This is a genomic window from Geminocystis sp. NIES-3708, assembly GCF_001548095.1.
Lineage (GTDB): Bacteria > Cyanobacteriota > Cyanobacteriia > Cyanobacteriales > Cyanobacteriaceae > Geminocystis.
In genome coordinates, this window is record NZ_AP014815.1 from 3,317,375 (window position 1) to 3,339,458 (window position 22,084).

Genomic DNA, 22,084 nt, shown 5'->3' on the forward strand with positions numbered 1-22,084 from the left:
TAAATATGGTCTCAAACATTGAAGATAAACAGTTTAAGGGTTTGTCAGGACGAGAAGCGGCTGATCTCCTAAAACGATATGGTTACAATGAACTGCCGTCTAATAAAAATCGCAATTTTTTGGTGATCGCTTGGGATATCATCCGAGAACCAATTTTTTTATTGTTAATTGCCTGTGGTGTGATTTACTTATTTTTAGGTGATGCCCAAGAAGCTCTAATTTTATTAGGATTTGTGTTTTTTATCATTGGACTCGAACTTTATCAGGAAGACAAAACTGAGAGATCATTAGAAGCCCTACGGGATTTATCCAGCCCCCGTGCCTTGGTTATTCGAGATGGAGAACGTCAACGAATTCCAGGACGAGAAGTTGCCAAAGGCGATTTGGTGGTTTTATCGGAAGGAGATCGTGTTCCAGCTGATGCAATTTTGTTGTGGTCAACACATTTGACAGTAGATGAATCACTGTTAACGGGAGAATCTGTTCCTGTCAGAAAACGATCAATTCAACCGCCAGAAAAGCCAGAAGAACTTGCCGTAACTTTACGACCAGGTGGAGATGATTTACCCTCTATTTATTCGGGAACTTTAGCCGTACAAGGTCAAGGTATTGCTGAGGTTCAAGCCACAGGCATTCATACCGAAATGGGAAAGATCGGTAAAGCATTACAAACCGTTGAGCAAGAAGATACAGTATTGCAAAAAGAAACTCGCAGTGTTGTTGGTAAATTAACCATTATAGCGATCGCCATTTGCGTTGTCGTTGTGGTCATTTATGGGTTAACTCGTGGTGATTGGTTGAATGGATTTTTGGCAGGAATAGCTCTAGCAATGGCTATTTTACCTAACGAAATTCCCGTGGTATTAGCCATTTTTCTAGCTTTAGGAGCGTGGCGATTTTCCCAGCAGAAAGTCCTCACTCGTCGAGTGCCGGTGGTGGAAACTCTCGGTTCGGTAACAGTTCTGTGTGTGGACAAAACGGGAACTTTAACCTTAAATCAAATGGCGGTTAAACAGTTATTTGTGTATAAAGATAATCATCCCTATCCCTACGATCTTACATTGCACGAGGGCAAATCCTTGCCAGAGGAAGTTCATCCGTTGATTGAATTTGGCATTTTAGCAAGTCGCAAAGATCCTTTTGATCCCATGGAAAAGGCATTGCAAAAGATTGGGCGGCATTATCTGGAAAAAACTGAACACCTGCACTATGACTGGAAACTATTATATGAATATCCTCTTTCTGCACAATTACTAGCTATGTCCTGTGTTTGGGAATCGCCAACAGGAGAATTAAATGTTGCAGCAAAAGGTGCACCAGAAGCGATTGCCGATCTTTGTCATTTCACCGCAATCCAACAAGAAGAATTAGCACAATATATTCAAGAAATGGCTAAAAAAGGTTTGCGAGTTTTAGGTGTAGCCAAAGGAAGTCATAAGGGGAATTTGCCCAAAACCCATACAGAAATTTCTGCCCCGTTACCGTTGGAAATGGATAAACGACTACCTCCACAACAACATGATTTTGAATTTGAATTTGTAGGTTTAGTGGGATTAGAAGATCCCGTACGTCCCACCGTTGCTCCTGCGATCGCTGAATGTTACAGTGCAGGGATTCGGATAGTAATGATTACGGGAGATTATCCTGTTACCGCCCAAAATATTGCCCGTCAGATTGGACTCACTCCCACAGATAAAGTAATTACGGGTAAAGAACTAGAAAAAATGGGGTATGCCGAATTGCGGGATCGCATTCAGACAGTCAATATCTTTGCTCGTGTTGTCCCTGAACAAAAATTACTGATTGTTAATGCCCTCAAAAAGTCGGGGGAAATCGTTGCCATGACAGGGGATGGTGTGAATGATGCTCCTGCTCTAAAGTCTGCTCATGTTGGTATTGCTATGGGAGAAAGAGGTACTGATGTTGCACGGGAATCGGCAGATTTAGTATTACTCGAAGATGATTTTTCTTCTATTGTCCAATCTGTTAAATTGGGGCGACGCATCTTTGACAACCTAAAAAAAGGAATGGCTTATACTCTCGCTGTTCATGTTCCCATTGCAGGTATGTCTTTAATTCCTGTTATCTTTGGTTGGCCCTTAGTATTACTACCCATTCATATTGCCTTTCTGCATCTAATTATTGATCCAGCTTGTACTATTGTCTTTGAAGCTGAGCCTGCTGAAAATAATATTATGCAACGTCCACCTCGCAACCCGAAAGAACCTTTATTCAGTAATCGAATTTTACGTTTAGCTTTGTTTCAAGGAATGAGTGTTTTAGCGGTATTGGTAACGGTATTTGCGATCGCTTATTACAATGGCAATGGGGAATTTGATGCCCGTGCTCTTGCTTTTACTACGCTGATTATCTCCAATCTAGCGATGATCTTAACTAATCGCTCTTGGTCGCGTACTATTCTTGAAACCCTAAAAACCCCTAATTTAGCCTTATGGTGGGTATTCGGCGGCGGTATTGTTTTTCTAGGATTAGTGCTTTATATTCCTCTGTTACGACATTTATTTAGCTTTTCCTTTCTACATACTGATGATTTGTTAGTGAGCCTTTTTTCTGGAATTGTTAGTATTTTCTGGTTTGAAGGACTAAAAATTTGGAATCGCCGTCAAACCAAATAAATTAAAATCAACAACCCACAAATGGACACTTAGCAAAATTTGGGGGAAAAATCGCAATTATTTCTGTTTTTCGGCACTAATTAAAGATTTTCCTAATGCTTGTAGTTCTGTCGTCAATTTAGCTCCATCAGGTTTATTCGCCTCAAACAAAGTGTTAAGGGTAGTCATGTGCCGATTAATTTCTTCACAGGTTACTGCCGATGTGTTTTTAACCGTGCCTTCCAAACTTGCCCAGTTTTCTTGAATTTTTATAAATTCCTGTTGTGCCGTAACCATATCGCCAGATTGAACAGAGGATAAGGTATTGGAAACAGCAACAGACATACCTTGCAGACCATCTTTGATTACAATGACATCATTAACTGCACTTTTGGCTGACTCAGTAGCCTTTTCTACAGCAGTTTTAGAATTATTTATTTTAGTTTGAGCAGATTGAGTCGCTTTTTCAGTGGCTATTTTGGCTTTATCGACAGTGGATTGGGCTGTATCCGCTGCTTTTTGAATACTACCGTCACAGCTAGTGAGAAAGAGTAAACTGATGATTAAAAGAACAAAAGTTTGAAAACGCATAATTATTATCGGGTGATAACGCTCCTATAATATCTGATCTTAATAGTAATAATTAGATTCTTCAAAGGTTACTCCATTGATCAGCTACTATCGTTATCATTAAATCAGTAAAATTCGTTACCAATAAAAAGTCTTATGTTAAAAAAAATATTCTCTTGGCTAACTATAATTATTTTTAGCTGTACTTTAATTGCTTGTAATAATGATACCATCGATAGCGTACAAGCCTTTAATAGTGACTCTAAACCACCTATTCCTAACGTTAAAAATATCGCCGAAGTTGCACCCCCTGCGTTAATTCAACAACTGAATCAAAATTTTACTACATCTCAACCACAAGTTAAAATTCTTACTCCTAATAACAATGAAGTCTTAAACACCAAAGATGTGTCGGTAACTTTCGATGTAAAGGGATTAGATATTTTTAAAGATGAAGAATTACAAATGGGTTCTCATTTACATTTTTTCGTTGATAATAAACCCTATCAAGCTATTTATAGCATAGAAAAGCCAATTATATTATCAGATTTAACCCCCGGTACTCATACTATCAGAGTTTTTGCTTCTCGTCCTTGGCATGAAAGTTTTAAAAACGAAGGTGCTTACGCTCAAACTACTTTTCATGTTTTTACCCCCACAGAAGATAATCACCCTTCTGATACTCTACCTTTACTTACCTATAGTCGCCCTCAAGGAGTTTATGGTGCACAACCAATTATGTTAGATTTTTATTTAACTAACGCACCTCTTCATGTGGTAGCGAAAGAAAATCCTGATGATGATATTGCTGATTGGCGTATTCGGGTTACGATTAATGGGGAATCTTTTTTATTAGATACATGGCAACCGATTTATTTAACTGGTTTTAATAAAGGACAAAATTGGGTTAAATTAGAATTTATTGATGAGAATGGTGATGTGATTAAGAATGCTTTTAATAGTACTGTAAGAGCCATCGAATATGACCCTAAAACTAAAGATACTTTAGCAAAATTAGTTACAGGTAAAATTAGTTTAAATAAAGCTCAGGCTATAACTATTCGTAACTATGAAAGTGCAGAAGAACAAACTATAATTCAAGAAGAAGTTACTGAAGAAGAAAATATAGAAGAAAATATTGAGGAATCTTCACCGACTGTAAATCTTGAAGAAAAAGAAGTTATTAAAGAAGAAGAAAAAGAAAATATAGAATCTTTACCAGTTTTAAATACCGATAAAAATCAACCTCTACTTGAAGAAGAATCTGAAGTTGTAAAGGAAGAAAATCTTAATATTGAAACAAAAAAAATTGAAATTCAACCAGAATTAAATATAGATAACAATCAAGAAAATCTTTCACCTATTGAATCTTTCAACAAAGAGAATAATCAAAATACACCAACATAAAAAATAAAATTTCATGGAGAGACGTTGCCCTTAATGTCTCTACCATAAATGACTCATGATTATTATAAAAAATAATTAGAATACATTTCCTTAAACGAGATACTTATGTAAACATTCTTAATCCTAAAATTGACATTTTTATTTATAAGTGTTATTTTTAAATACTAAAATAATCGAAGATAGTGCATTAATAAAAAAATGTGCAAAAATAAAGTTTCCATAATACTATTTTTTAAAGAATACACATTAATGTTTCAAAGAATAAAACTATTGCAAGAGTGCTTACTCCCCGTCACCGACAAACTTTGTCAACCCCTAATTCAAAAATTTTATACTCAAAATTTTTGATAAATAAATTGCTTAAACTGAGATAATAGAATTCAGAACTTCATCCTTCAAAGAATGTCAAAAGTTATTATTATTGTTAACGCACAAGTAAATAAAGGTAAAATTAGTGCTAATGCACCAGTTGCACAAAAAATGGCTCTAGCGTTGAGTAAAAGTATTACAGAATCAAATTCTTGTCATAAAATAGAAATCGTTAGTGGTGCAGATTTGTGGTCAAAATCATTACCAATATCAGATTCAGATGAAGATACCATTTATTGTCCTTTAACGATTAAATTGCCAGACTGGTTTCATTTTCCCGCCCAACACATTTACTATGCTTGTCGGGATGTAGAAAAAAGAAGAAAATGGGTACAACAACATTTCAATCATAAAACAAGTAAAGATAATTTATGGCTCGGAGATTTATGGTTACCTATAATTTTTACCCCTGAAAAATTGATTTATAGTGATATTATTGGGGAAGGAATTTTGCCAAATGATTATCAACAACCCCAAAATTTACCTTCAGAAATTTATACTGATTTGCAAACATTGGCAAAAGAGTTACTTAATTCAATTCAAGCAATACCCTCTGTTTATCTTTTACAATTTCGGATGTTAGATGATAATATCATTTTCGATCGCCTGTGGCCTTTTCCTGCTTCTTCTGCCATTGCCTCTATCAATGTTCATAAACCTGATTTATTCGCTCACCATTGGCATTGTTTAAGTGGGAGCTTCTAAATTTAAAGGACAATTAATAATGGGTGTATCCCCTAATAAACGACTGGCTACTTTCGTGGAAGTGTCTAAATCAATTTTGCGCATAAAAGTAGAATAGGTTAATAATGCTAACAAAGAACGGGGATCAATAATCCAAGGGGGGAGATATTTAGGTAACTTACACAATCCTAAATCAGTTAATTCTGCTAATGCAGGTAAATCCATTATGTCTAATTTACCGCAAAACATTAATCTTAAACAATCGGCTCTCCCCGCTGAAAACATGGCATTGATGGCACTACTAACCATTAATAAGCCGAATAAATAAACCACATCTTTAGTAAAAGGTGTACTTCCTGTGATAACTCCTCCACGAAAAACCCTTCTAGCACTTTCAAAGGATTGATCTTTTTTCCCCTCCGTGCGATCGAAAAAATATTTATAGACATCAATAAAATCCGCACCATCAATAGCCATCTGAATGGCAAAAACTCGATCTGCTAATCTTTGAAACCGATTTAATTCCATACTACCGCTAATAACTTCAGCAAAGACAGCCAATCCTTCTTGAGTACAAGTTGTGCCAATATGTCCTTCCCCTAAAATGGGTAATTTATCTTGTTTTTTACCGTTAATGGAAGTTAAAACATGGATAAAACCCTCATGATTAATTAATTGAATACAATCTCTATCAGTAAATTTAGCATCTCGACGAAGACGAATTTGTTTAGAAGTAGCTAAAGCATTAGCTGATAGGTTATCTAAAATGACAATTTCAGGGGCATCTTCTCCAAAGTGAGGTTTGAGGGCTAAGTCGATTTTTAAGGCTATTTCTTCCGCAGAATAGATTGTTGGAGAATGAATTTTAAATTGAAGTTCATTTAAGCGATCAACATTATCTCTAATACTTTGAGCCAATTGTAAGAGGGTTTTATCATCATAACGTAAAGGAGCAGTGGGTTCACCATAAGCTAGACGACTGAAGGAAAAAAAATCAGATTTACCTACATTAGCCAACATTCTAGCCGCTTTTTCAATGGCATCTCCCTGACGTTCTAGCCAAAAGTCAACTTTTGAACTTTGAGGAAAAATATTTTTTCGAGCTTCCCTAAGAATATCAATAACAGGAGCAGGATTGAAAGGAATATAGTTAACATCAGGCAATTTTTGGCATTGATGAGCGAAAAAATCTTCTTTTACTTGAGGATTCCAGCTAATGGTTTTGAGAATACGAATCTGCTTATTAGCTTGTTGTAATAAACTAGCTACAGAACAAATTCTGACTTTTTCTTTTTCAGTATGTAAATCACTCATGAAGATTAATAATTAAAGGAATAAAAATTAGAAATTCTCCTTCTGAAAATAAATATAGCAAGATATTCTCAGATTCATTTTATTTTATTTACCATCAAGATTACGCCAGTCACCCAGAGGAATAAAAGCCGCCCAATGCACAGGATGTTTAAATTTGTCGCTGTTTAACATCTCTAATTGTACTTGACGTAATGCTTCTGATCTACCTTCACCTTTCATTAATCGCTTATAATAACTTGTCATCAATTCTTGAGTAGTAAGATCAAATACATCCCATAAACTCATGAGTTGACTTTCCGCTCCAGCTAGTACAAATGCTCGTCTTAAGCCATATACTCCTTCTCCATTTCTAACATCGCCAATGCCCGTTTGACAAGCGGATAAAACTACTAATTTTGTTCCCCATAAATATAAACTAGAAGCATCTAAAGCAGTTAATGCACCATCCATTTTATTGTCAGCAGGATTAAATCCAGCAAAAGCTAAACCCGATCTTAATAAAGGATTTTCACTTTTAATTATGGTAAGCTGACTTTGAGAATCCATATTATTAAATGTTGTCATGTTTTCTTCTTTTTCGACATTGGGTAAAAAGAAACCATGAGTAGCAATATGAAGAATTTGAGGTGCTTTTACTTTAATAATATTTTGTGCCAAGGCTTGATTTTCTGTGAAAACTTGAGGATGAGATAGTAAGGGAATAATTGCGTTAGCTTCTCCTTTTGTACCTTCTAAAGCACCACAACACCATGCTAATTGATCTAAATCCCCTGAACGCTTAATATTTTTTCCTCGACTGGCACTAGCTATTAAAATTTTGTCTGTATCTAAGTTATAAGTAGGATTAGCAACGATAACCGCATCTGATTGTGGTTGAAACTTCGTTTGTAATCTTAATAAATCTCTACCACTGGTAAGATAGCTGATAGAATAACTTTCTGCTAAATATTTACCTTGCTCATCTTGTAATGCCACAAAAGGAATCAGATTTAGTTGACTATCAGGAGAAATCAAAAGAGTTTTTTTATCCTTAAGAAGAGGTAATAATGGTTTAAATATTAATTGATGAAGTTTTTGACTATTATTAGCTAAATCTTCTGGTTTACCAATGTCGGCTAAATCTATTCGTAATTCTTTAACCAGTTTATCAATAGTTTCTGTTTCTCCTAAATCAACCCCTTGAGGTTCACCTTCGGAATGCAATACATAAGCAACATAATGAGGCTTTCCTATTTCTTTCGTTTTCGGATTAAAGGGATTATAAACCAGATACTCAATTAAAGCCGTATTTTTGGGAATAGCTTTTTGGATATTTTCTAAGGTAATTGGTTGATTAATAGTACGAAATTCATTACTTTTGGAAGATAAATTTGTTTCTAATTGACGAATTTCCTCCTCAAGATTTCTAATTAATTCTTGATAAGCCGAGGGATTAAGTTTGCCGACACCTTCAAAAGAAAGAGAGGCTAATTGACTTCTTTTTTCTGCCAGATTATCAAAAAGGGTTTGAATCTGAGGACTATTTTGTGATCGCAAAGTAGCAATAATATTACTTAAAGCATCTAAAACTCTTCCCTTCCGACGAAGTATTGTCGTTAAAGCCAGACGTGCCGCTTGAGGATTATTCGATACTGATTTAAGATGTAAGCTAATTACAAAATTAGTGGAAATGGAAAGAGTATTAATATATGCCTGTTTACGAGATTCATTACCGATAGTATTCAAAAATTCATTAAGTCTATCTTCCTCAAGATTCGTGCCTTGAGTTAAGTAATCAAGTGCGAGGGGAATATTATTTTTATCCCAGTATAATCCTCCCAAATTATTGAGCAAAGTGGCAATATTGGGGTGTTTTTTCCCTAATGATTCTTGATAAATGGTTAAACTTTGTTGAAAAAGAGGTTCAGCTTTGTCATATTCTGATTGAAAATTATAAAATAAAGCTAAATTATTGAGAGATTGGGCAATATCCGAATGTTTTTCCCCTAATAATTTTTTTCGGATAGCTAAAGATTGGAGATAAAGAGGTTCTGCTTCTTTGTATCTTTTTTGTATGCGATATAATTCTGCTAAATTATTCAAAGAAGTCGCCGTATCAGGATTATTTTCACCGAAGTTTTTTTGATAAATAGCTAAAGATTCAAGATAAAGGGGTTCTGCTTTTTGAAGATTTCCCTGTTCATGATACATTAAGGCTAGATTATTTAAAGATTGTCCAGTATCGCTATGATTATCACCTAATACTTTTCTTCTAGCGGTTAAGACTTGCAAATAAATAGGCTCTGCTTCTTGATAATTTCCTTGGGAACGGTATAATTCAGCTAAGTTATTCAGTGTAGTTAAAGTATCGGGATGATTTTCCCCCAATGCTTTTTTATAAATATTTAAGGCTTGAAGATAATAAGATTCTGCTTCTTGATAATTTCCTTGGGTATTATACATTAAAGCCAAATTATTGAAAGATTGAGCGGTGTCAGGATGATTTTCTCCTAATGCTTCTTTTCGGATAGTTAAGGCTTGTTGATAAAGGGATTCTGCCTCTTGATAATCACCAAGAGAGTATAATAATAAACCGAAATTATTTAGAGTTTGAGCAATATTGGGATGTTTTTCCCCTAATATTTTCTTACTAAGAGTTAGTGATTCTTGATAAAAAGATTTTGCTTTTTCGTACTGCCCTTGAGAACGGTATAATTCAGCTAAATTGTTGAGTAAAATAGCAACATCAGGATGATTTTCGCCAAAAATTGCTTTTTTGATTTTTAATGCTTCTAGGTAAAAAGGTTCGGCTTTTTCATTATCACCTTGAAGATAATATAATAGACCTAAATTATTGAGAAATATAGCACTATCAGGATTATTTTCTCCTGAAACTTCTTTAGCGATACTTAATGCTTGTAAATAAAAAGATTCTGCGGGGGGATAATTTCCTTGTAAACGCTGTAAATCTCCTAAATTATTTAATAAAGTTGCAACGGTTAAATTTTTTTCTCCTGATAATTTTTTAGTAATGGTTAAGGCTTGTTGATAAAGGGATTCTGCTTCTGGATAATTTCCTAATATATGCTGTACTTTTCCTAAATTATTAGTAAAAATAGCAGTATTCAAAGTATCTTCCTGAGAAACTATTTTTATAATTGTTAATCCTTGTTGATAGAGAGATTGTGCTTTTTGATAATCTCCTACAGAAAAATATAATTCTCCTAAATTATTATATAAAATTGCCGTATAAGTGTTATTTTCCCCTAATTCTCCTTTAATGATAGCTAATATTTTTTCCATGAAAGAAATAGCTTCTCGATAATTTCCTTGTTTCAACAATTCTTCCATTTGTGCACTTAATTTTTCTACCTCTGCAACTTTTGTTCCATCATCAGAATTTATTTGAGCGAGGACATTTTGTCTGATATGATTTTCATTTTGAGCAATAGTTTTGAGAGGGAAATTAATCATCGAAACTATACTTAAAATTATCGCCAAGATTATTGATTTTGAAGAATGTTGAGTCATGGCAAAAAAGAAATAGAATTAGTTTATCTATTATCTATTATGTAACTGCTTCTGGTTTTTGGCTGATATTAATAGGCGGTAATTTAAAAGACACTAACGCCGCAATCAACACAAAAAAGCTCGAAATCCATAAACAGGCTTCAATGCCTCCTATTTGAAAAACAATTCCTGATGTAATTGTGCCGAGTAATCTACCTCCAGAATTTGCCATATAATAAAAACCTACATTTAAAGCAACATCATTATCTTCGGTGTAGGCTAACACTAAATAAGAATGTACGGCGGAGTTAAAAGCAAATACAATACCAAAGATAATTAAGCCTCCTGTAATCACGATTTGGGGATTTAATCCCGCTATAAATGCCATGGCAATGGCAACAGGTACAATAGTTAAAATAGAAGTCCAAATTTGAATCGTACGTGCCTGAGGTGCTTTTCCTGCTTGACTTTGTCTTAAAATTGTGGGAGAAAAAGATTGAATTAAACCGTAACCGATAACCCAACAAGCCATATAAGTGCCGACTTGAATAAAACTCCAACCTAAATTTGTGCGTAAAAATACGGGTAAAGCAACCACAAACCAAATATCCCTTGCACCGAATAAAAAAAATCGAGCTAAAGATAAAATATTAATGGCTTTACTCTTAGAAAATAACTGTTTAAATTTAATTTTCGCTTTAATTTTGCCCAAATTTTTCGGTAAAAATCGACCACTTAAAAATATAATAAATAAAAATGAGGCTTGAATAAATAAAGCATTTTTAAAACCGAATAATTCTAATAAAGCTGCACCAACAAAAAAGCCTAAACCTTTTAACGCATTTTTTGATCCTGTAAGGATAGCAACCCATTTAAACAGTTTTGATTCTTGCTCTTTTGGTACAACTAAACGCACAGCACTTTTAGAACTCATCTTCGTTAAATCTTTAGCAACACCCGAAAATGCTTGGGAAATCATAACATATAAAACTTGAAACCATGTTGCCCATTCAAAGTTAATTACTCCTAACATAACAAGAGCAAAAATTTGTAAAGCGATACCGCCATAAAGAGTTAATCTTAAGCCAAATTGAGATCCAATCCAACCCCCTAAAAAATTAGTAATTATCCCAAAAATTTCGTAAAATAAAAACAGAAAAGCAATTTCAATGGGCGTAAAACCGAGCTTATTAAAGTGCAATAAAACAAGCATTCTTAATGCACCATCGGTAATAGTATAACCCCAATAAGCAGAGGTTACTAAAGCATAATTACGTAAATTTTTATCCATAAAAAATGATGAAGAATGAGGAATTAATTACAGATATTTTTCCTTGCTTAAACGACATTTAGGCAATATTGTTTTACTTTTGTGCCTTTGCGTCTTTACGAGATAAAATATTCCATCTGCTATAGTTTTTAACTAACCTAAGCGACTAATTTTGGCGACTAACTCCACGAGGCGATTAGAATAACCCCATTCGTTGTCATACCATGCCAGAATTTTTACTTGGGTTTCGTCTATTACCATGGTTGAAAGCGCATCGATAATAGAAGATCTTGCATCGTCTTTGTAATCAATCGAAACCAAAGGACGTTCTTCATAGCCTAAAATACCTTTTAATTCCTCTTCAGAGGCTTCTTTCAGTAATTTATTTACTTCTTCAACACTGGTTTTGCGGTTAACTTCAAAAACACAATCTGTTAAAGAAGCGTTTAACATCGGCACTCTTACCGCTATGCCGTTTAATTTTCCTTGTAACTCTGGGTAAATCATGGCGATCGCCGTTGCCGAACCTGTAGTTGTGGGAATTAAAGACTGGATACAAGATCTCGCTCTGCGTAAGTCTTTATGAGGTGCATCGACAACAATTTGGGTATTTGTGACATCATGAATGGTAGTGATAACACCGTGTTTGATGCCTAATGTGCCGTGAATAACTTTAACCACAGGTGCTAAACAGTTTGTAGTACAAGAAGCGGCAGTTAATAGATGATATTTTTCGGGATTATAAAGATGATCATTCACACCTACTACAATATTAAGGGCTTCTTCCTTAACTGGTGCGGCAACCACAACTTTTTTTACACCATGCTCAAAATAAGGATTTAAAGTGTCAGGAGTGCGGAATTTACCCGACGATTCGATAACTAAATCGACTCCCAAATCTGCCCAAGGCACTTCCTGCGGTGTCGCATATTCGCTAAATGTGACGGTTTTTCCATCGAGAATAAATTTATCTTTTTCAACAATAAATTCTTTATGCCAACGCCCATGCACAGAATCAAACTCTAATAAATGAGCAGCAGTAGCTACACCACCTTTAATCTCGTTGATATGTACAAATTCTATCTCAGGATTATCCCAACCTGCTCGAAATGCTAACCTGCCGATTCTTCCAAAACCGTTAATACCAATACGCATATAAATAATTTTTTAACTGTAAATATAACAATAAAAGTTGTTGAGTAAAATACTGAGCTAATCTAAATAATATTTTCTATCTTTTAAAAAAGTCTCTAAATATCTGAAATTATAGTTTTAACTATTTTGAGTTCAATTATTTTCAACACTATTATTTTATCGTCAAATCAATAAAACTTGGTTTAAGGAATGGTTAAGAGAAATTAAAATCACTAATCACCAATTAGCTTAAGAACAATAAAATATTATTAACCATGATTGTTATATATTGTTGAGAAACATAAAAGGTAATTTACTGTAGAAAAAATTATCAAAGCAAAAGCTATATAGTGGAGAATAAAAAGAATCTTATTTTTAACCAATATTTCGTAATTTTGATCATGGAATTATCAGTAATTATCCTTACCCATAACGAAGAAGCTAATTTACCCACTTCTTTATCGAGTTTAAAAAAGTTAGAAGCAGAAATATTTATTATTGATTCAGGTAGTAGCGATCGCACTGTTGAAATAGCAAAAGAATATAATTGTCAAGTATTTAATCATCCGTGGGAAAATTATGCACAACAACTAAATTGGGGTTTAAAAAATTTACCAATTACAACCCCTTGGATTATGAGATTAGATGCCGATGAGCGATTAACCCCAGAATTAGTAGCAGAAATAAAAGAAAAATTACCCTTAACCCCGAAAAATGTTGGCGGTTATCAGATGAAAAGGAGAGTATTTTTTATGGGGCGTTGGATTCGTCACGGTGGATATTATCCCACTTGGTTACTTAGAATTTGGCGTAATGGTATTGGTATTTGCGAACAAAGATGGATGGATGAACATATTATTCTCTCAGAAGGGAAAATTATAGATTTACAAAACGATATTATTGACGAAAATCAAAAAGGTTTAAGTTTTTGGGTAAATAAGCATAATAGTTATGCTGATAGGGAAGTAAAAGATATGTTAGCCATGGAAAAAGCCGAAGAAAATCAACAAAATATTTTAGACAATAGTCAAACTTCTCAAGCATCTCAACGAAGATGGGTTAAAAAGAATTTATATGTAAAATCACCTCTATTTTTTAGAGTATTTATTTATTGGCTATTACGTTATACTGTTGGTTTAGGATTTTTAGACGGCATCGAAGGTATGATGTTTCATTTTTTACAAGGGTTTTGGTATCGTTTTTTAGTAGATGCTAAAATTTATGAGTTAAAACATCAATCTCGATTAACACAATAGATCTTTCAAAAAAGATTTTTTATCTGCTCTTAGTAAGGGTTAAAGCTTTAATTTTGTAGATGATTGGAGATTGCTAATCATAGAAAATTATAATCGTTAGACTATGCTTATGTTTAAAATATCGTTAATATTGATCTATGTCATGCCATAACGCCATTATTAATTATTATCATGCGCACGATCGCCGAAATTAACGAAAAAATCCTCAGTGGTAAAGCCACAGTTTGGACGATTGAGGAATTAAAATCAAAAGTGAAAAAACTAGGCATAAAGAAAACTTATGAAAAAGTGGACGTAATTTGTACAGGTACTTTTGAACCGATGGAGTCATCGGGAGCAATTTTGAACCTTGGTCATACTGATCCTCCCATGAAAATTCGTAAATGTTGGCTTGATGGTGTTCCAGCTTATGCTGGTTTTGGGGCAGTAGATCTATATTTAGGAGCGACAGCCTTAAGTGACTATAGTTCAGTTAATGATAATGGCGAAAATTTCCCTTCCCATACTCCTGAAAAAGGCGGTTCTCACGTTATTGAAAATTTAATTGCTGGTAAATCTGTAAGTATAAAAGCGATTGGGCAAGTTACAGATTGTTATCCTCGTGCTTCTTTTGAATCTAGCATTACGGCGACAACAATAAATCAGTTTTACTTATATAATCCTCGTAATTTGTATCAAAATTTCATCGTCGGAGTCAATGGAGGCGATCGCACATTGTATACTTATTTGGGTCCACTATTACCCCGTTTAGGTAATGCAGTGTATTCAAGTATTGGAGCTATGTCACCATTGTTAAACGATCCCAATTTAGAAGTAGTAGGAATTGGCACAAAAATATTTTTAGGAGGTGCCCAAGGTATGATTGTATGGGAAGGAACACAGCATTTTCCTTTACAGAAAAGATTACCTAATGATACTCCCATTGGTCCCGCTTCTACTTTGGCTTTAGTAGGTGACGCAAAAAAAATGAGTCGAGAATGGGTTAGAGGTTGTTATTTTAAGAATTATGGTTCATCGTTAATGTTAGGGGTAGGAATACCTTTTCCCGTATTAAGCGAAAAAGTTATCGAACATTGTGCGGTAGAAGACGAAGATATAGTTGCCCCTGTGGTTGATTTTTCTATTCCTCGTCGAGTGCGTCCTAGTTTTGGCTTAGTAAATTATGCTCAGTTAAAACATGGTAAAATCAAAATTGAAGGGCAAACTGTAAGAGTCGCATCAGTAGCAAGTATGTATTTAGGAAGACAAGTGGCAGAAACTTTAAAAAAATGGATTTTAGAAGGTAATTTTACTTTATCTGAACCTGTAGCACCATTACGAAGTGATAGTTCGTTTATCTCTCAAGATGGATTAATTTAATGGATAATTAGCGGTAATTTACTAAGAAATAGTTAGGATGTTTATAAATGCACACTTTATCAATTCCCACATGGATTGTTCATGTTTCCAGTGTCATAGAATGGATAGCGGCAATTTGGTTTATTTGGCGTTATGGAGAATTAACAGGAGATAGTAGCTGGTATTGGTTAGCTTATGGAATGTTACCCGCATTAATTAGTGCGATGTGTGCTTGTACGTGGCATTTATTTGATAACGCCGAATCATGGGAATGGTTGGTGACAATTCAGGCTTTAACTACTGTTATAGGTAATATTACTCTGTGTTTTGGTGCATGGAAAATTTGGCAAACCACTCAAAGTTAACCTGAGTTACCTGAGTTCGATATAAGAATAGGTAATGACTGACTTGGAAGACAGGCAGAGAGGAAGATTATATTTTTTATAAATGAATAAAATTCTCTCAAAAATGCATCGGAGTATTGGGAATCTTTCTACTTGTCCACCTGTCTTGTCTTTATCATTTTTTTCTGAAACACTATGTTAATTAGGGTTTAGTTAAGCCTAACTCCAAGTTATCTGACGAGCCCTCATGAACTGTTTTCACCCATTTTAGCTGTTTTTCACGAATAGATATTCTAGCTGTAGTTACGGGCATAACTAAAAACCAATGGGTCAGATAAATCATTCCCAATACACTTTGTATTGTTATTTTTACGTTCTCAATAAGACTCTGCTTCCCAGTCATTTTTGTTCTTTTTAAGCCGGTAAACATTCCCCAAAATCCCAATACTACAGTAAGGCTAGTTAAAGGGGCAATTAAGGGAATATGATGGCGAGTGATTACCATGACTAAATCAGGTATGGCGGCGGTGGGGAATATATACTGTACTAAAAAGAAGTAAAGTAAATCAAATTTTTTGCGCCAATTTAAACGATTACTGAGAATAAAACGCCAATAATCAAAATAACGTTGATAGCCACCTTCAGCCCAACGACTTCTTTGATGCCATAATGCGATCGCTTTTTTTACTCCTTCTTCTTCTACGGAAGGATGTTCTAAAATATCAATATCCCAATTATCTAAGTGTAAACGAATAGTTAAATCAAGATCATCAGTTATGGTTTCTTCATTCCAACCCCCACAACTGTCTAAAGCAAGACGACGCACAAATTGACCATTTCCTCTTAATTCTCCCATGCCACCACAAGCAATTCTTTGTTGCTGAAAATAGCTATCTAAAGCCATTTCGGAAGATTGCCCTTGAGTCCAAAAATTTTCATTAGCATTAGAAATCGATTTTCTTACTTGAATAGCACCAATTTTTTGATTATTAAATAACGGTACTATTTTTTTTAATAGAGAAGGTGAAGCAATCGCATCAGCATCAAAAACTCCTACAATATCTCCTGTTGTTAAAGCAAAGGCTTGATTTAATGCCCCAGATTTTCCCCCTTTAGCAGTATTATCTCGGTGTAAAACTTTTAATTGGCAATGTTTTTGAGCTAATTCGTCTAAAATTATACCTGTGTTGTCGCTACTATTATCATTAATTACCCAAAACTCATATAAATTTTGAGGATAATCAAAACTTAACAACATTTGTACTAATTTTCTAACTACTGCCTCTTCATTTTTTGCAGAAACCATCAGGGAAATTTTGGGTAAATTAAGCTCATTTTGCTCAAAGGAAATATCTTTGTTAAGAGAAGGAGAAGCAAACATTAATCTTAAAGCTTGTATGGTAACAAAAATGCCTAATCCTAAGACAACCCAAAAACTCCAAGAAATTAAATGCAGAGAAATAGTTACTAGCCAAATGATACTAAGAGTAAAAGCAGCTTTTTTCCTTCTTCCCGATAAACCTTGAAAAAAATCATTTCTGAATTCTTCCTCTTCTATTTCAGGATCAGAAAATTCTGCTATTAATGAGGTAATAGGATCTAATTCCGTGTTAATTTCTGAATTATTAAATTTATCTTTATCAGGCATCATTAATTTTTGATTTTCAATAAAATTTACCAATGGTTTAGGTTAATACCATTAATCCCTACGATACATTATTAATTGTTCATTGTTAATTGTTCACAGCTTTCTTATTTTATGAAACCATATCAAATAATACCTATAATAGACTCTCAAGAACCTTTAGTCGCAATTCCCGATGGTGAATTTATCTTAGAAAATCCTTCAGCTTATGTCAAACTAGGAGCCAATTATGAAGGTAAATCCCCTTATTTTTTAAGGGAAGAAGTCTTAAAAAGATTAATGAAGTCAAAAGATAAATTAACAGCAATTAAACCCCATTGGCAGATTAAAATTTTTGATGCTTATCGTCCAGTAAACGTACAACAGTTTATGGTAGATTATACTTTTAATTCCATCTGTAGCGATTGCCAACTTGAACCTAATTTACTAACACCATGGGAAAAAGCATCTATTTATGATGAGGTTTACAAAATTTGGGCTATTCCTAGTGACAATCCTTTAACTCCTCCTCCTCATAGTACAGGATCGGCGATCGATTTAACTTTGGTGGATGAAAATGGCTTTGATGTTGATATGGGAGGCGAAATTGATGAACTTTCTGAGCGTTCCAATCCTAATTATTACAAAAATAAAACTAATCCCGAAGGAAAATTGTGTCACCAAAACAGGCAAATATTACTAGAGATTATGAGCTATGGAGGTTTTCGCCGTCATTTGGGGGAGTGGTGGCATTTTTCTTATGGTGATCAAATGTGGGCATGGTTACAAAATCTTGATACTCCTAACCTAAATGAGATCGCTAAATATGGTAGAGTAATTGACAATTAATCAATCCCCGTCTCCCAGTCTCATTTACAATCTGAATGCGTTTCGGTTTGAGTATTCCACCATCCAGAGGACAAAAAAACGCCATTTAAAGCCTTAACCTTTTCTTGTGTCATAAAATATGTCCAAGCCTCATCGAAGGGATAATTAACGTCATTATAGACCATAATTTTTTCTCGATAGTATTCATTTGAAGGTGAATTTGGTTCTCCTGAATAACCTTCTAATTCATCTAATTTTTCTAAGTCTTGAAAAGAAGCAAAAGAAAGTAAATAGCCGAAAACTTGATCATTTCCTTTAATCATAGCAGGATAACCTAACGGTAAATCAAATAATCGTCCTTTTGTCCAACATTTAACTTCTTGAAGAGTTTTTCCCTCACAATAAATTTGATAATATTTGCCTTTAGGTTTTAATGTGCCATAAACAAAGATTTTTAACATATTGGTGTTTAATTTTTCAAACTTAATAAAACCTTAAACTAAACTAAACTTTAAGTATTTTATAAAACAGATAAATTGCTTTTTTCTTCACAAAAATTTATATTTAATATTATCTATATAAGTAGTTATTTTACCTAAATTTTCATATTTTTCATGTTATATTTAAAAGTGTCAAAACTAGGGTTAATATTTTTGTTTAATTGTACTAATTAGTTTGAGAAATAGCTGATATTTTAAAGATCTCATCAATTTTATCAGTGCTAATTTTGATCAGTAAATATTATGTATTAGGAGAAAGTTTCATTTATGACGGATTCTAAAAAAATAACTTCAAAATCAGGATGTCCGATTGCGGATATTCAAAACTCTTTAACGGCTGGAGAACGTGGCCCTTTGCTAATGCAAGATTTTCAGTTATTGGAAGAGATGCAAAGTTTTAATCGAGAAAGAATACCAGAAAGAGTTGTTCATGCTAAAGGTTCGGGGGCTTATGGTACTTTTACTTTAACTCGCCCTATACCTGAATATACTAAAGCTAAATTTTTGATAGAAGAAGGTAAAAAAACCGATGTATTTGCTCGATTTTCCACCGTCGCAGGGGAAAAAGGAGCAGCAGATGCGGAAAGAGACGTTCGGGGTTTTGCTGTTAAATTTTATACCGAAGAGGGTAACTGGGACTTAGTTGGAAATAATACTCCCGTGTTTTTTATTCGTGATCCCTATAAATTTGCTAACTTTATTCACACCCAAAAGCGTCACCCCCAAACTAATCTACGAAATAATAATTCTCAATGGGATTTTTGGTCATTAAATCCTGAATCTTTACATCAGGTTACGATTGTATTCAGTGATCGGGGTTTACCTGCTAGTTACCGACACATGAATGGTTATGGTAGTCATACTTATTCTTTTATCAATCAGGATAATCAACGAGTGTGGTGTAAATTCCATTTCAAAACTCGTCAAGGTAACAAATCCATGACTTCCGAAGAATCGGCTAATTTAATTGGAGTTGATCGAGAATCCCATCAAAGAGATCTTTTTTATGCCATTGACAGAGGAGAATATCCTAGTTGGACAGTCAAAATTCAGATTATGATCGAAACACAGGCTCAAACTTTTCCACATAATCCTTTCGATTTAACAAAAGTATGGCCTCATCAAGATTATCCCCTGTTAGAAATTGGTGTTTTAGAACTTAATCGTAATCCTGAAAATTACTTTGCTGAAGTAGAACAATCCGCTTTTAGCCCGTCAGTTTTTGTTCCGGGTATTGGTCCTAGTCCTGATAAAGTTTTACAAGCAAGACTAATGTCTTATCCTGATGCCCAAAGGTATCGCATCGGCACAAACTATCATCAATTACCCGTAAATAAACCTCAATGCCCTGTAATGCACTATCAGAGAGACGGTGCAATGTCTAATGGTCATGGTGGCAGTAGTCCTAATTATTATCCTAATAGTGATGAGAATGCTCCTAAAGAAGCTCCTGAATATGCTGAACCTCCTTTAAATTTAGGTAATGTAGCGGTTGATCGTTATGATTCTCGTGAGGGTAACGATGACTATTCTCAAGCGGGAAACTTGTGGCGTATCTTCTCTGACGGTGAAAAAGAACGGACAGCAAAGGCGATCGCATCAGCAATGACTGGGGTAACAGAAGAAATTAAAATGCGCCAATTATGTCATTTTTTCCGTGCTGATATGGAATATGGACAAAAAGTTGCAACGGCTTTAGGTATTACTATCGATGCCACAAAATTTCTTTCCGATAAGTAATAGACTCCCTGCACAAGTCAGGTAATAGGCAATAGTTTTAAAAATTTTTTATTAATAGAAAAACATGCAAGTTAAATGGGTTTGAGCTTAAAAGATTAATTCTTGACTCAAACTTGACTAAAATAGAAACAGAAAAATCCATAAATAAAATCTTAAAACTTGTGACTGTTACACCTATTAAAACTAAATCTAATTTTACTCAAGTACCTGACAATTTCGGTCGTTTTGGCAAATATGGCGGGAAATATGTCCCTGAGACTTTAATGCCCGCCTTAAGCGAACTAGAAACTGCTTACAATAAGTATAAAAACGATCCTGATTTTCAACAAGAATTAAATTTATTACTTAAAGATTATGTTGGAAGACCAAATCCCCTTTATTTTGCAGAAAGACTAACCCAACATTACGCTAAACCAGATGGCAAAGGTGCTAAAATTTACCTCAAAAGAGAAGACTTAAATCACACAGGGGCTCATAAAATTAATAACGCATTAGGGCAAGTTTTATTAGCCGTGCGCATGGGTAAAAAAAGAATTATCGCTGAAACAGGTGCAGGACAACATGGAGTAGCAACGGCTACTGTATGTGCTCGTTTTGGTTTAGATTGTGTAATATATATGGGCGTAGAAGATATGGAACGCCAAAAGTTAAACGTTTTTAGGATGCGTCTATTAGGGGCAAAAGTCCAACCCGTATCGGCTGGAACTGGAACACTCAAAGATGCTACTTCTGAAGCAATCCGAGATTGGGTTACTAATGTTGAAAGTACTCATTATATCTTAGGTTCTGTTGCTGGTCCTCATCCTTATCCGATGATGGTAAGGGATTTTCATGGGGTTATCGGTAAAGAAACTCGTAGCCAATGTTTAGAAAAATGGGGCGGTTTACCAGATATTTTACTCGCTTGTGTGGGTGGTGGCTCAAATGCCATGGGCTTATTCTATGAATTTGTCGGCGATGCTTCTGTACGTTTAATTGGGGTGGAAGCCGAAGGAAGTGGTATTGCGTCAGGAAAACACGCTGCTACTTTAACTCAAGGTAAACCGGGTGTTTTACATGGTGCAATGAGTTATTTACTTCAAGATACAGAAGGACAAGTAATTGAAGCCCATTCTATCAGTGCAGGGTTAGATTATCCCGGAGTTGGACCAGAACATAGTTACCTAAAAGATGAACATAGAGCAGAATACTATAGCATTACCGATGCAGAGGCTTTAACGGCTTTTCAGTTAGTGTGCAAACTAGAAGGTATTATTCCTGCCTTAGAAACTGCCCATGCTTTTGCTTATTTAGAGAAACTTTGCCTCAATATTGAAGGTAGTCCTTATATTGTTATCAATTGTTCAGGGCGTGGTGACAAAGATGTGCAAACCGTAGCTAAACATATTGACGGTATTGATTTGTAATTGATAGGGGGAAAAGTCAAAAATTCCCCTATTTCTACCCGAGTTCGATATAAATTTATTAGCGAAGATGAGACTGGGAGACTGGAAGATTAAGAGAATTGACTTAAACATTATTTATTAAATTTAATTCTTGTCAGTATATCATCAGTCTTAAACCTTTATTTTTCAAAGTTTTGACATCGAAGTGAGGTTATTT

The 22,084-nt window shown here is 34.5% G+C and carries 16 protein-coding genes; 9 read left to right on the forward strand and 7 right to left on the reverse strand.

Features of this window, described 5'->3' with window-relative positions; genetic code table 11:
• The first annotated feature begins 5 nt into the window (after positions 1 to 5).
• Positions 6 to 2,636 carry a cation-translocating P-type ATPase gene (locus tag GM3708_RS14640; protein ID WP_066348491.1) on the forward strand — a complete coding sequence of 877 codons (2,631 nt, stop codon included), beginning with the start codon at positions 6 to 8 and terminating at the stop codon, positions 2,634 to 2,636.
• Positions 2,637 to 2,693: 57 nt separating this feature from the next.
• Here the strand turns inward: GM3708_RS14640 and GM3708_RS14645 are convergent, their stop codons facing one another.
• Positions 2,694 to 3,206, reverse strand: coding sequence for a hypothetical protein (locus GM3708_RS14645; protein WP_066348494.1), 513 nt, complete (start codon positions 3,204 to 3,206; stop codon positions 2,694 to 2,696).
• A 135-nt stretch (positions 3,207 to 3,341) separates the two neighbouring features.
• Between GM3708_RS14645 and GM3708_RS14650 the strand changes: the two genes are divergently transcribed.
• Together GM3708_RS14650 and GM3708_RS14655 are read left to right on the forward strand one after the other, a co-directional pair.
• Positions 3,342 to 4,592, forward strand: coding sequence for a hypothetical protein (locus tag GM3708_RS14650; protein WP_066348499.1), 1,251 nt, complete (start codon positions 3,342 to 3,344; stop codon positions 4,590 to 4,592).
• A gap of 402 nt (positions 4,593 to 4,994) precedes the next feature.
• Positions 4,995 to 5,666: a hypothetical protein gene (locus GM3708_RS14655; RefSeq protein WP_066348502.1), complete on the forward strand. Its 672-nt coding sequence runs from the start codon at positions 4,995 to 4,997 to the stop codon at positions 5,664 to 5,666.
• Here the strand turns inward: GM3708_RS14655 and GM3708_RS14660 are convergent.
• The 4 genes from GM3708_RS14660 to GM3708_RS14675 all read right to left on the reverse strand — a co-directional run bounded on the left by GM3708_RS14660 (position 5,649) and on the right by GM3708_RS14675 (position 12,873).
• On the reverse strand, positions 5,649 to 6,959 hold the full coding sequence (locus tag GM3708_RS14660; protein ID WP_066348505.1) for a flavohemoglobin expression-modulating QEGLA motif protein: 1,311 nt from the start codon (positions 6,957 to 6,959) through the stop codon (positions 5,649 to 5,651). The genes GM3708_RS14655 and GM3708_RS14660 overlap by 18 nt on opposite strands.
• 84 nt (positions 6,960 to 7,043) lie before the next feature.
• Positions 7,044 to 10,469, reverse strand: coding sequence for a CHAT domain-containing protein (locus tag GM3708_RS14665; protein WP_066348508.1), 3,426 nt, complete (start codon positions 10,467 to 10,469; stop codon positions 7,044 to 7,046).
• A gap of 37 nt (positions 10,470 to 10,506) precedes the next feature.
• The gene (gene arsJ, locus GM3708_RS14670) at positions 10,507 to 11,739 is read right to left on the reverse strand and encodes an organoarsenical effux MFS transporter ArsJ (protein WP_066348511.1); all 1,233 of its coding nucleotides are present in this window, start codon (positions 11,737 to 11,739) and stop codon (positions 10,507 to 10,509) included.
• 132 nt (positions 11,740 to 11,871) lie between these two features.
• Positions 11,872 to 12,873 carry an ArsJ-associated glyceraldehyde-3-phosphate dehydrogenase gene (locus tag GM3708_RS14675; protein ID WP_197671669.1) on the reverse strand — a complete coding sequence of 334 codons (1,002 nt, stop codon included), beginning with the start codon at positions 12,871 to 12,873 and terminating at the stop codon, positions 11,872 to 11,874.
• Between the two features lie 380 nt (positions 12,874 to 13,253).
• Here GM3708_RS14675 and GM3708_RS14680 point away from each other — a divergent pair, with 380 nt between their 5' ends.
• From GM3708_RS14680 to GM3708_RS14690, 3 genes are all read left to right on the forward strand, one after another.
• Complete coding sequence (locus tag GM3708_RS14680; RefSeq protein WP_066348515.1) at positions 13,254 to 14,108, forward strand: glycosyltransferase family 2 protein; 855 nt, start codon at positions 13,254 to 13,256, stop codon at positions 14,106 to 14,108.
• Between the two features lie 171 nt (positions 14,109 to 14,279).
• The gene (locus GM3708_RS14685; protein WP_066348518.1) at positions 14,280 to 15,467 is read left to right on the forward strand and encodes a homocysteine biosynthesis protein; all 1,188 of its coding nucleotides are present in this window, start codon (positions 14,280 to 14,282) and stop codon (positions 15,465 to 15,467) included.
• Between the two features lie 47 nt (positions 15,468 to 15,514).
• A complete protein-coding gene (locus tag GM3708_RS14690; protein ID WP_066348520.1) occupies positions 15,515 to 15,811 on the forward strand; it encodes a DUF2499 domain-containing protein in 297 nt (98 codons plus the stop codon).
• Between the two features lie 181 nt (positions 15,812 to 15,992).
• On the opposite strand, the gene GM3708_RS14695 is transcribed toward GM3708_RS14690, so the two are convergent.
• Positions 15,993 to 17,438, reverse strand: a complete 1,446-nt coding sequence (locus GM3708_RS14695; RefSeq protein ID WP_066348522.1) for a glycosyltransferase family 2 protein — start codon at positions 17,436 to 17,438, stop codon at positions 15,993 to 15,995.
• A 111-nt stretch (positions 17,439 to 17,549) separates the two neighbouring features.
• Here GM3708_RS14695 and GM3708_RS14700 point away from each other — a divergent pair, with 111 nt between their 5' ends.
• The gene (locus GM3708_RS14700; RefSeq protein WP_066348524.1) at positions 17,550 to 18,263 is read left to right on the forward strand and encodes a M15 family metallopeptidase; all 714 of its coding nucleotides are present in this window, start codon (positions 17,550 to 17,552) and stop codon (positions 18,261 to 18,263) included.
• Positions 18,264 to 18,283: 20 nt separating this feature from the next.
• On the opposite strand, the gene GM3708_RS14705 is transcribed toward GM3708_RS14700, so the two are convergent.
• Positions 18,284 to 18,703, reverse strand: a complete 420-nt coding sequence (locus GM3708_RS14705) for a gamma-glutamylcyclotransferase (protein WP_066348525.1) — start codon at positions 18,701 to 18,703, stop codon at positions 18,284 to 18,286.
• Positions 18,704 to 19,009: 306 nt separating this feature from the next.
• On the opposite strand from GM3708_RS14705, the gene GM3708_RS14710 reads away from it, so the two are divergent.
• Positions 19,010 to 20,482 (forward strand): catalase, encoded by a 1,473-nt coding sequence (locus GM3708_RS14710; protein WP_066348526.1) that lies wholly within the window; start codon positions 19,010 to 19,012, stop codon positions 20,480 to 20,482.
• A gap of 161 nt (positions 20,483 to 20,643) precedes the next feature.
• Positions 20,644 to 21,888: a tryptophan synthase subunit beta gene (trpB, locus tag GM3708_RS14715; protein WP_066349509.1), complete on the forward strand. Its 1,245-nt coding sequence runs from the start codon at positions 20,644 to 20,646 to the stop codon at positions 21,886 to 21,888.
• The last annotated feature ends 196 nt before the right edge of the window (positions 21,889 to 22,084 follow it).

Bases quoted from the DNA above. Each gene is read 5' to 3' on its own strand.
- GM3708_RS14640 (WP_066348491.1), top strand. From the start codon at position 6: ATGGTCTCAAACATTGAAGATAAACAGTTTAAGGGTTTGTCAGGACGA.
- GM3708_RS14645 (WP_066348494.1), bottom strand. From the start codon at position 3,206: ATGCGTTTTCAAACTTTTGTTCTTTTAATCATCAGTTTACTCTTTCTC.
- GM3708_RS14650 (WP_066348499.1), top strand. From the start codon at position 3,342: ATGTTAAAAAAAATATTCTCTTGGCTAACTATAATTATTTTTAGCTGT.
- GM3708_RS14655 (WP_066348502.1), top strand. From the start codon at position 4,995: ATGTCAAAAGTTATTATTATTGTTAACGCACAAGTAAATAAAGGTAAA.
- GM3708_RS14660 (WP_066348505.1), bottom strand. From the start codon at position 6,959: ATGAGTGATTTACATACTGAAAAAGAAAAAGTCAGAATTTGTTCTGTA.
- GM3708_RS14665 (WP_066348508.1), bottom strand. From the start codon at position 10,469: ATGACTCAACATTCTTCAAAATCAATAATCTTGGCGATAATTTTAAGT.
- arsJ (WP_066348511.1), bottom strand. From the start codon at position 11,739: ATGGATAAAAATTTACGTAATTATGCTTTAGTAACCTCTGCTTATTGG.
- GM3708_RS14675 (WP_197671669.1), bottom strand. From the start codon at position 12,873: ATGCGTATTGGTATTAACGGTTTTGGAAGAATCGGCAGGTTAGCATTT.
- GM3708_RS14680 (WP_066348515.1), top strand. From the start codon at position 13,254: ATGGAATTATCAGTAATTATCCTTACCCATAACGAAGAAGCTAATTTA.
- GM3708_RS14685 (WP_066348518.1), top strand. From the start codon at position 14,280: ATGCGCACGATCGCCGAAATTAACGAAAAAATCCTCAGTGGTAAAGCC.
- GM3708_RS14690 (WP_066348520.1), top strand. From the start codon at position 15,515: ATGCACACTTTATCAATTCCCACATGGATTGTTCATGTTTCCAGTGTC.
- GM3708_RS14695 (WP_066348522.1), bottom strand. From the start codon at position 17,438: ATGCCTGATAAAGATAAATTTAATAATTCAGAAATTAACACGGAATTA.
- GM3708_RS14700 (WP_066348524.1), top strand. From the start codon at position 17,550: ATGAAACCATATCAAATAATACCTATAATAGACTCTCAAGAACCTTTA.
- GM3708_RS14705 (WP_066348525.1), bottom strand. From the start codon at position 18,703: ATGTTAAAAATCTTTGTTTATGGCACATTAAAACCTAAAGGCAAATAT.
- GM3708_RS14710 (WP_066348526.1), top strand. From the start codon at position 19,010: ATGACGGATTCTAAAAAAATAACTTCAAAATCAGGATGTCCGATTGCG.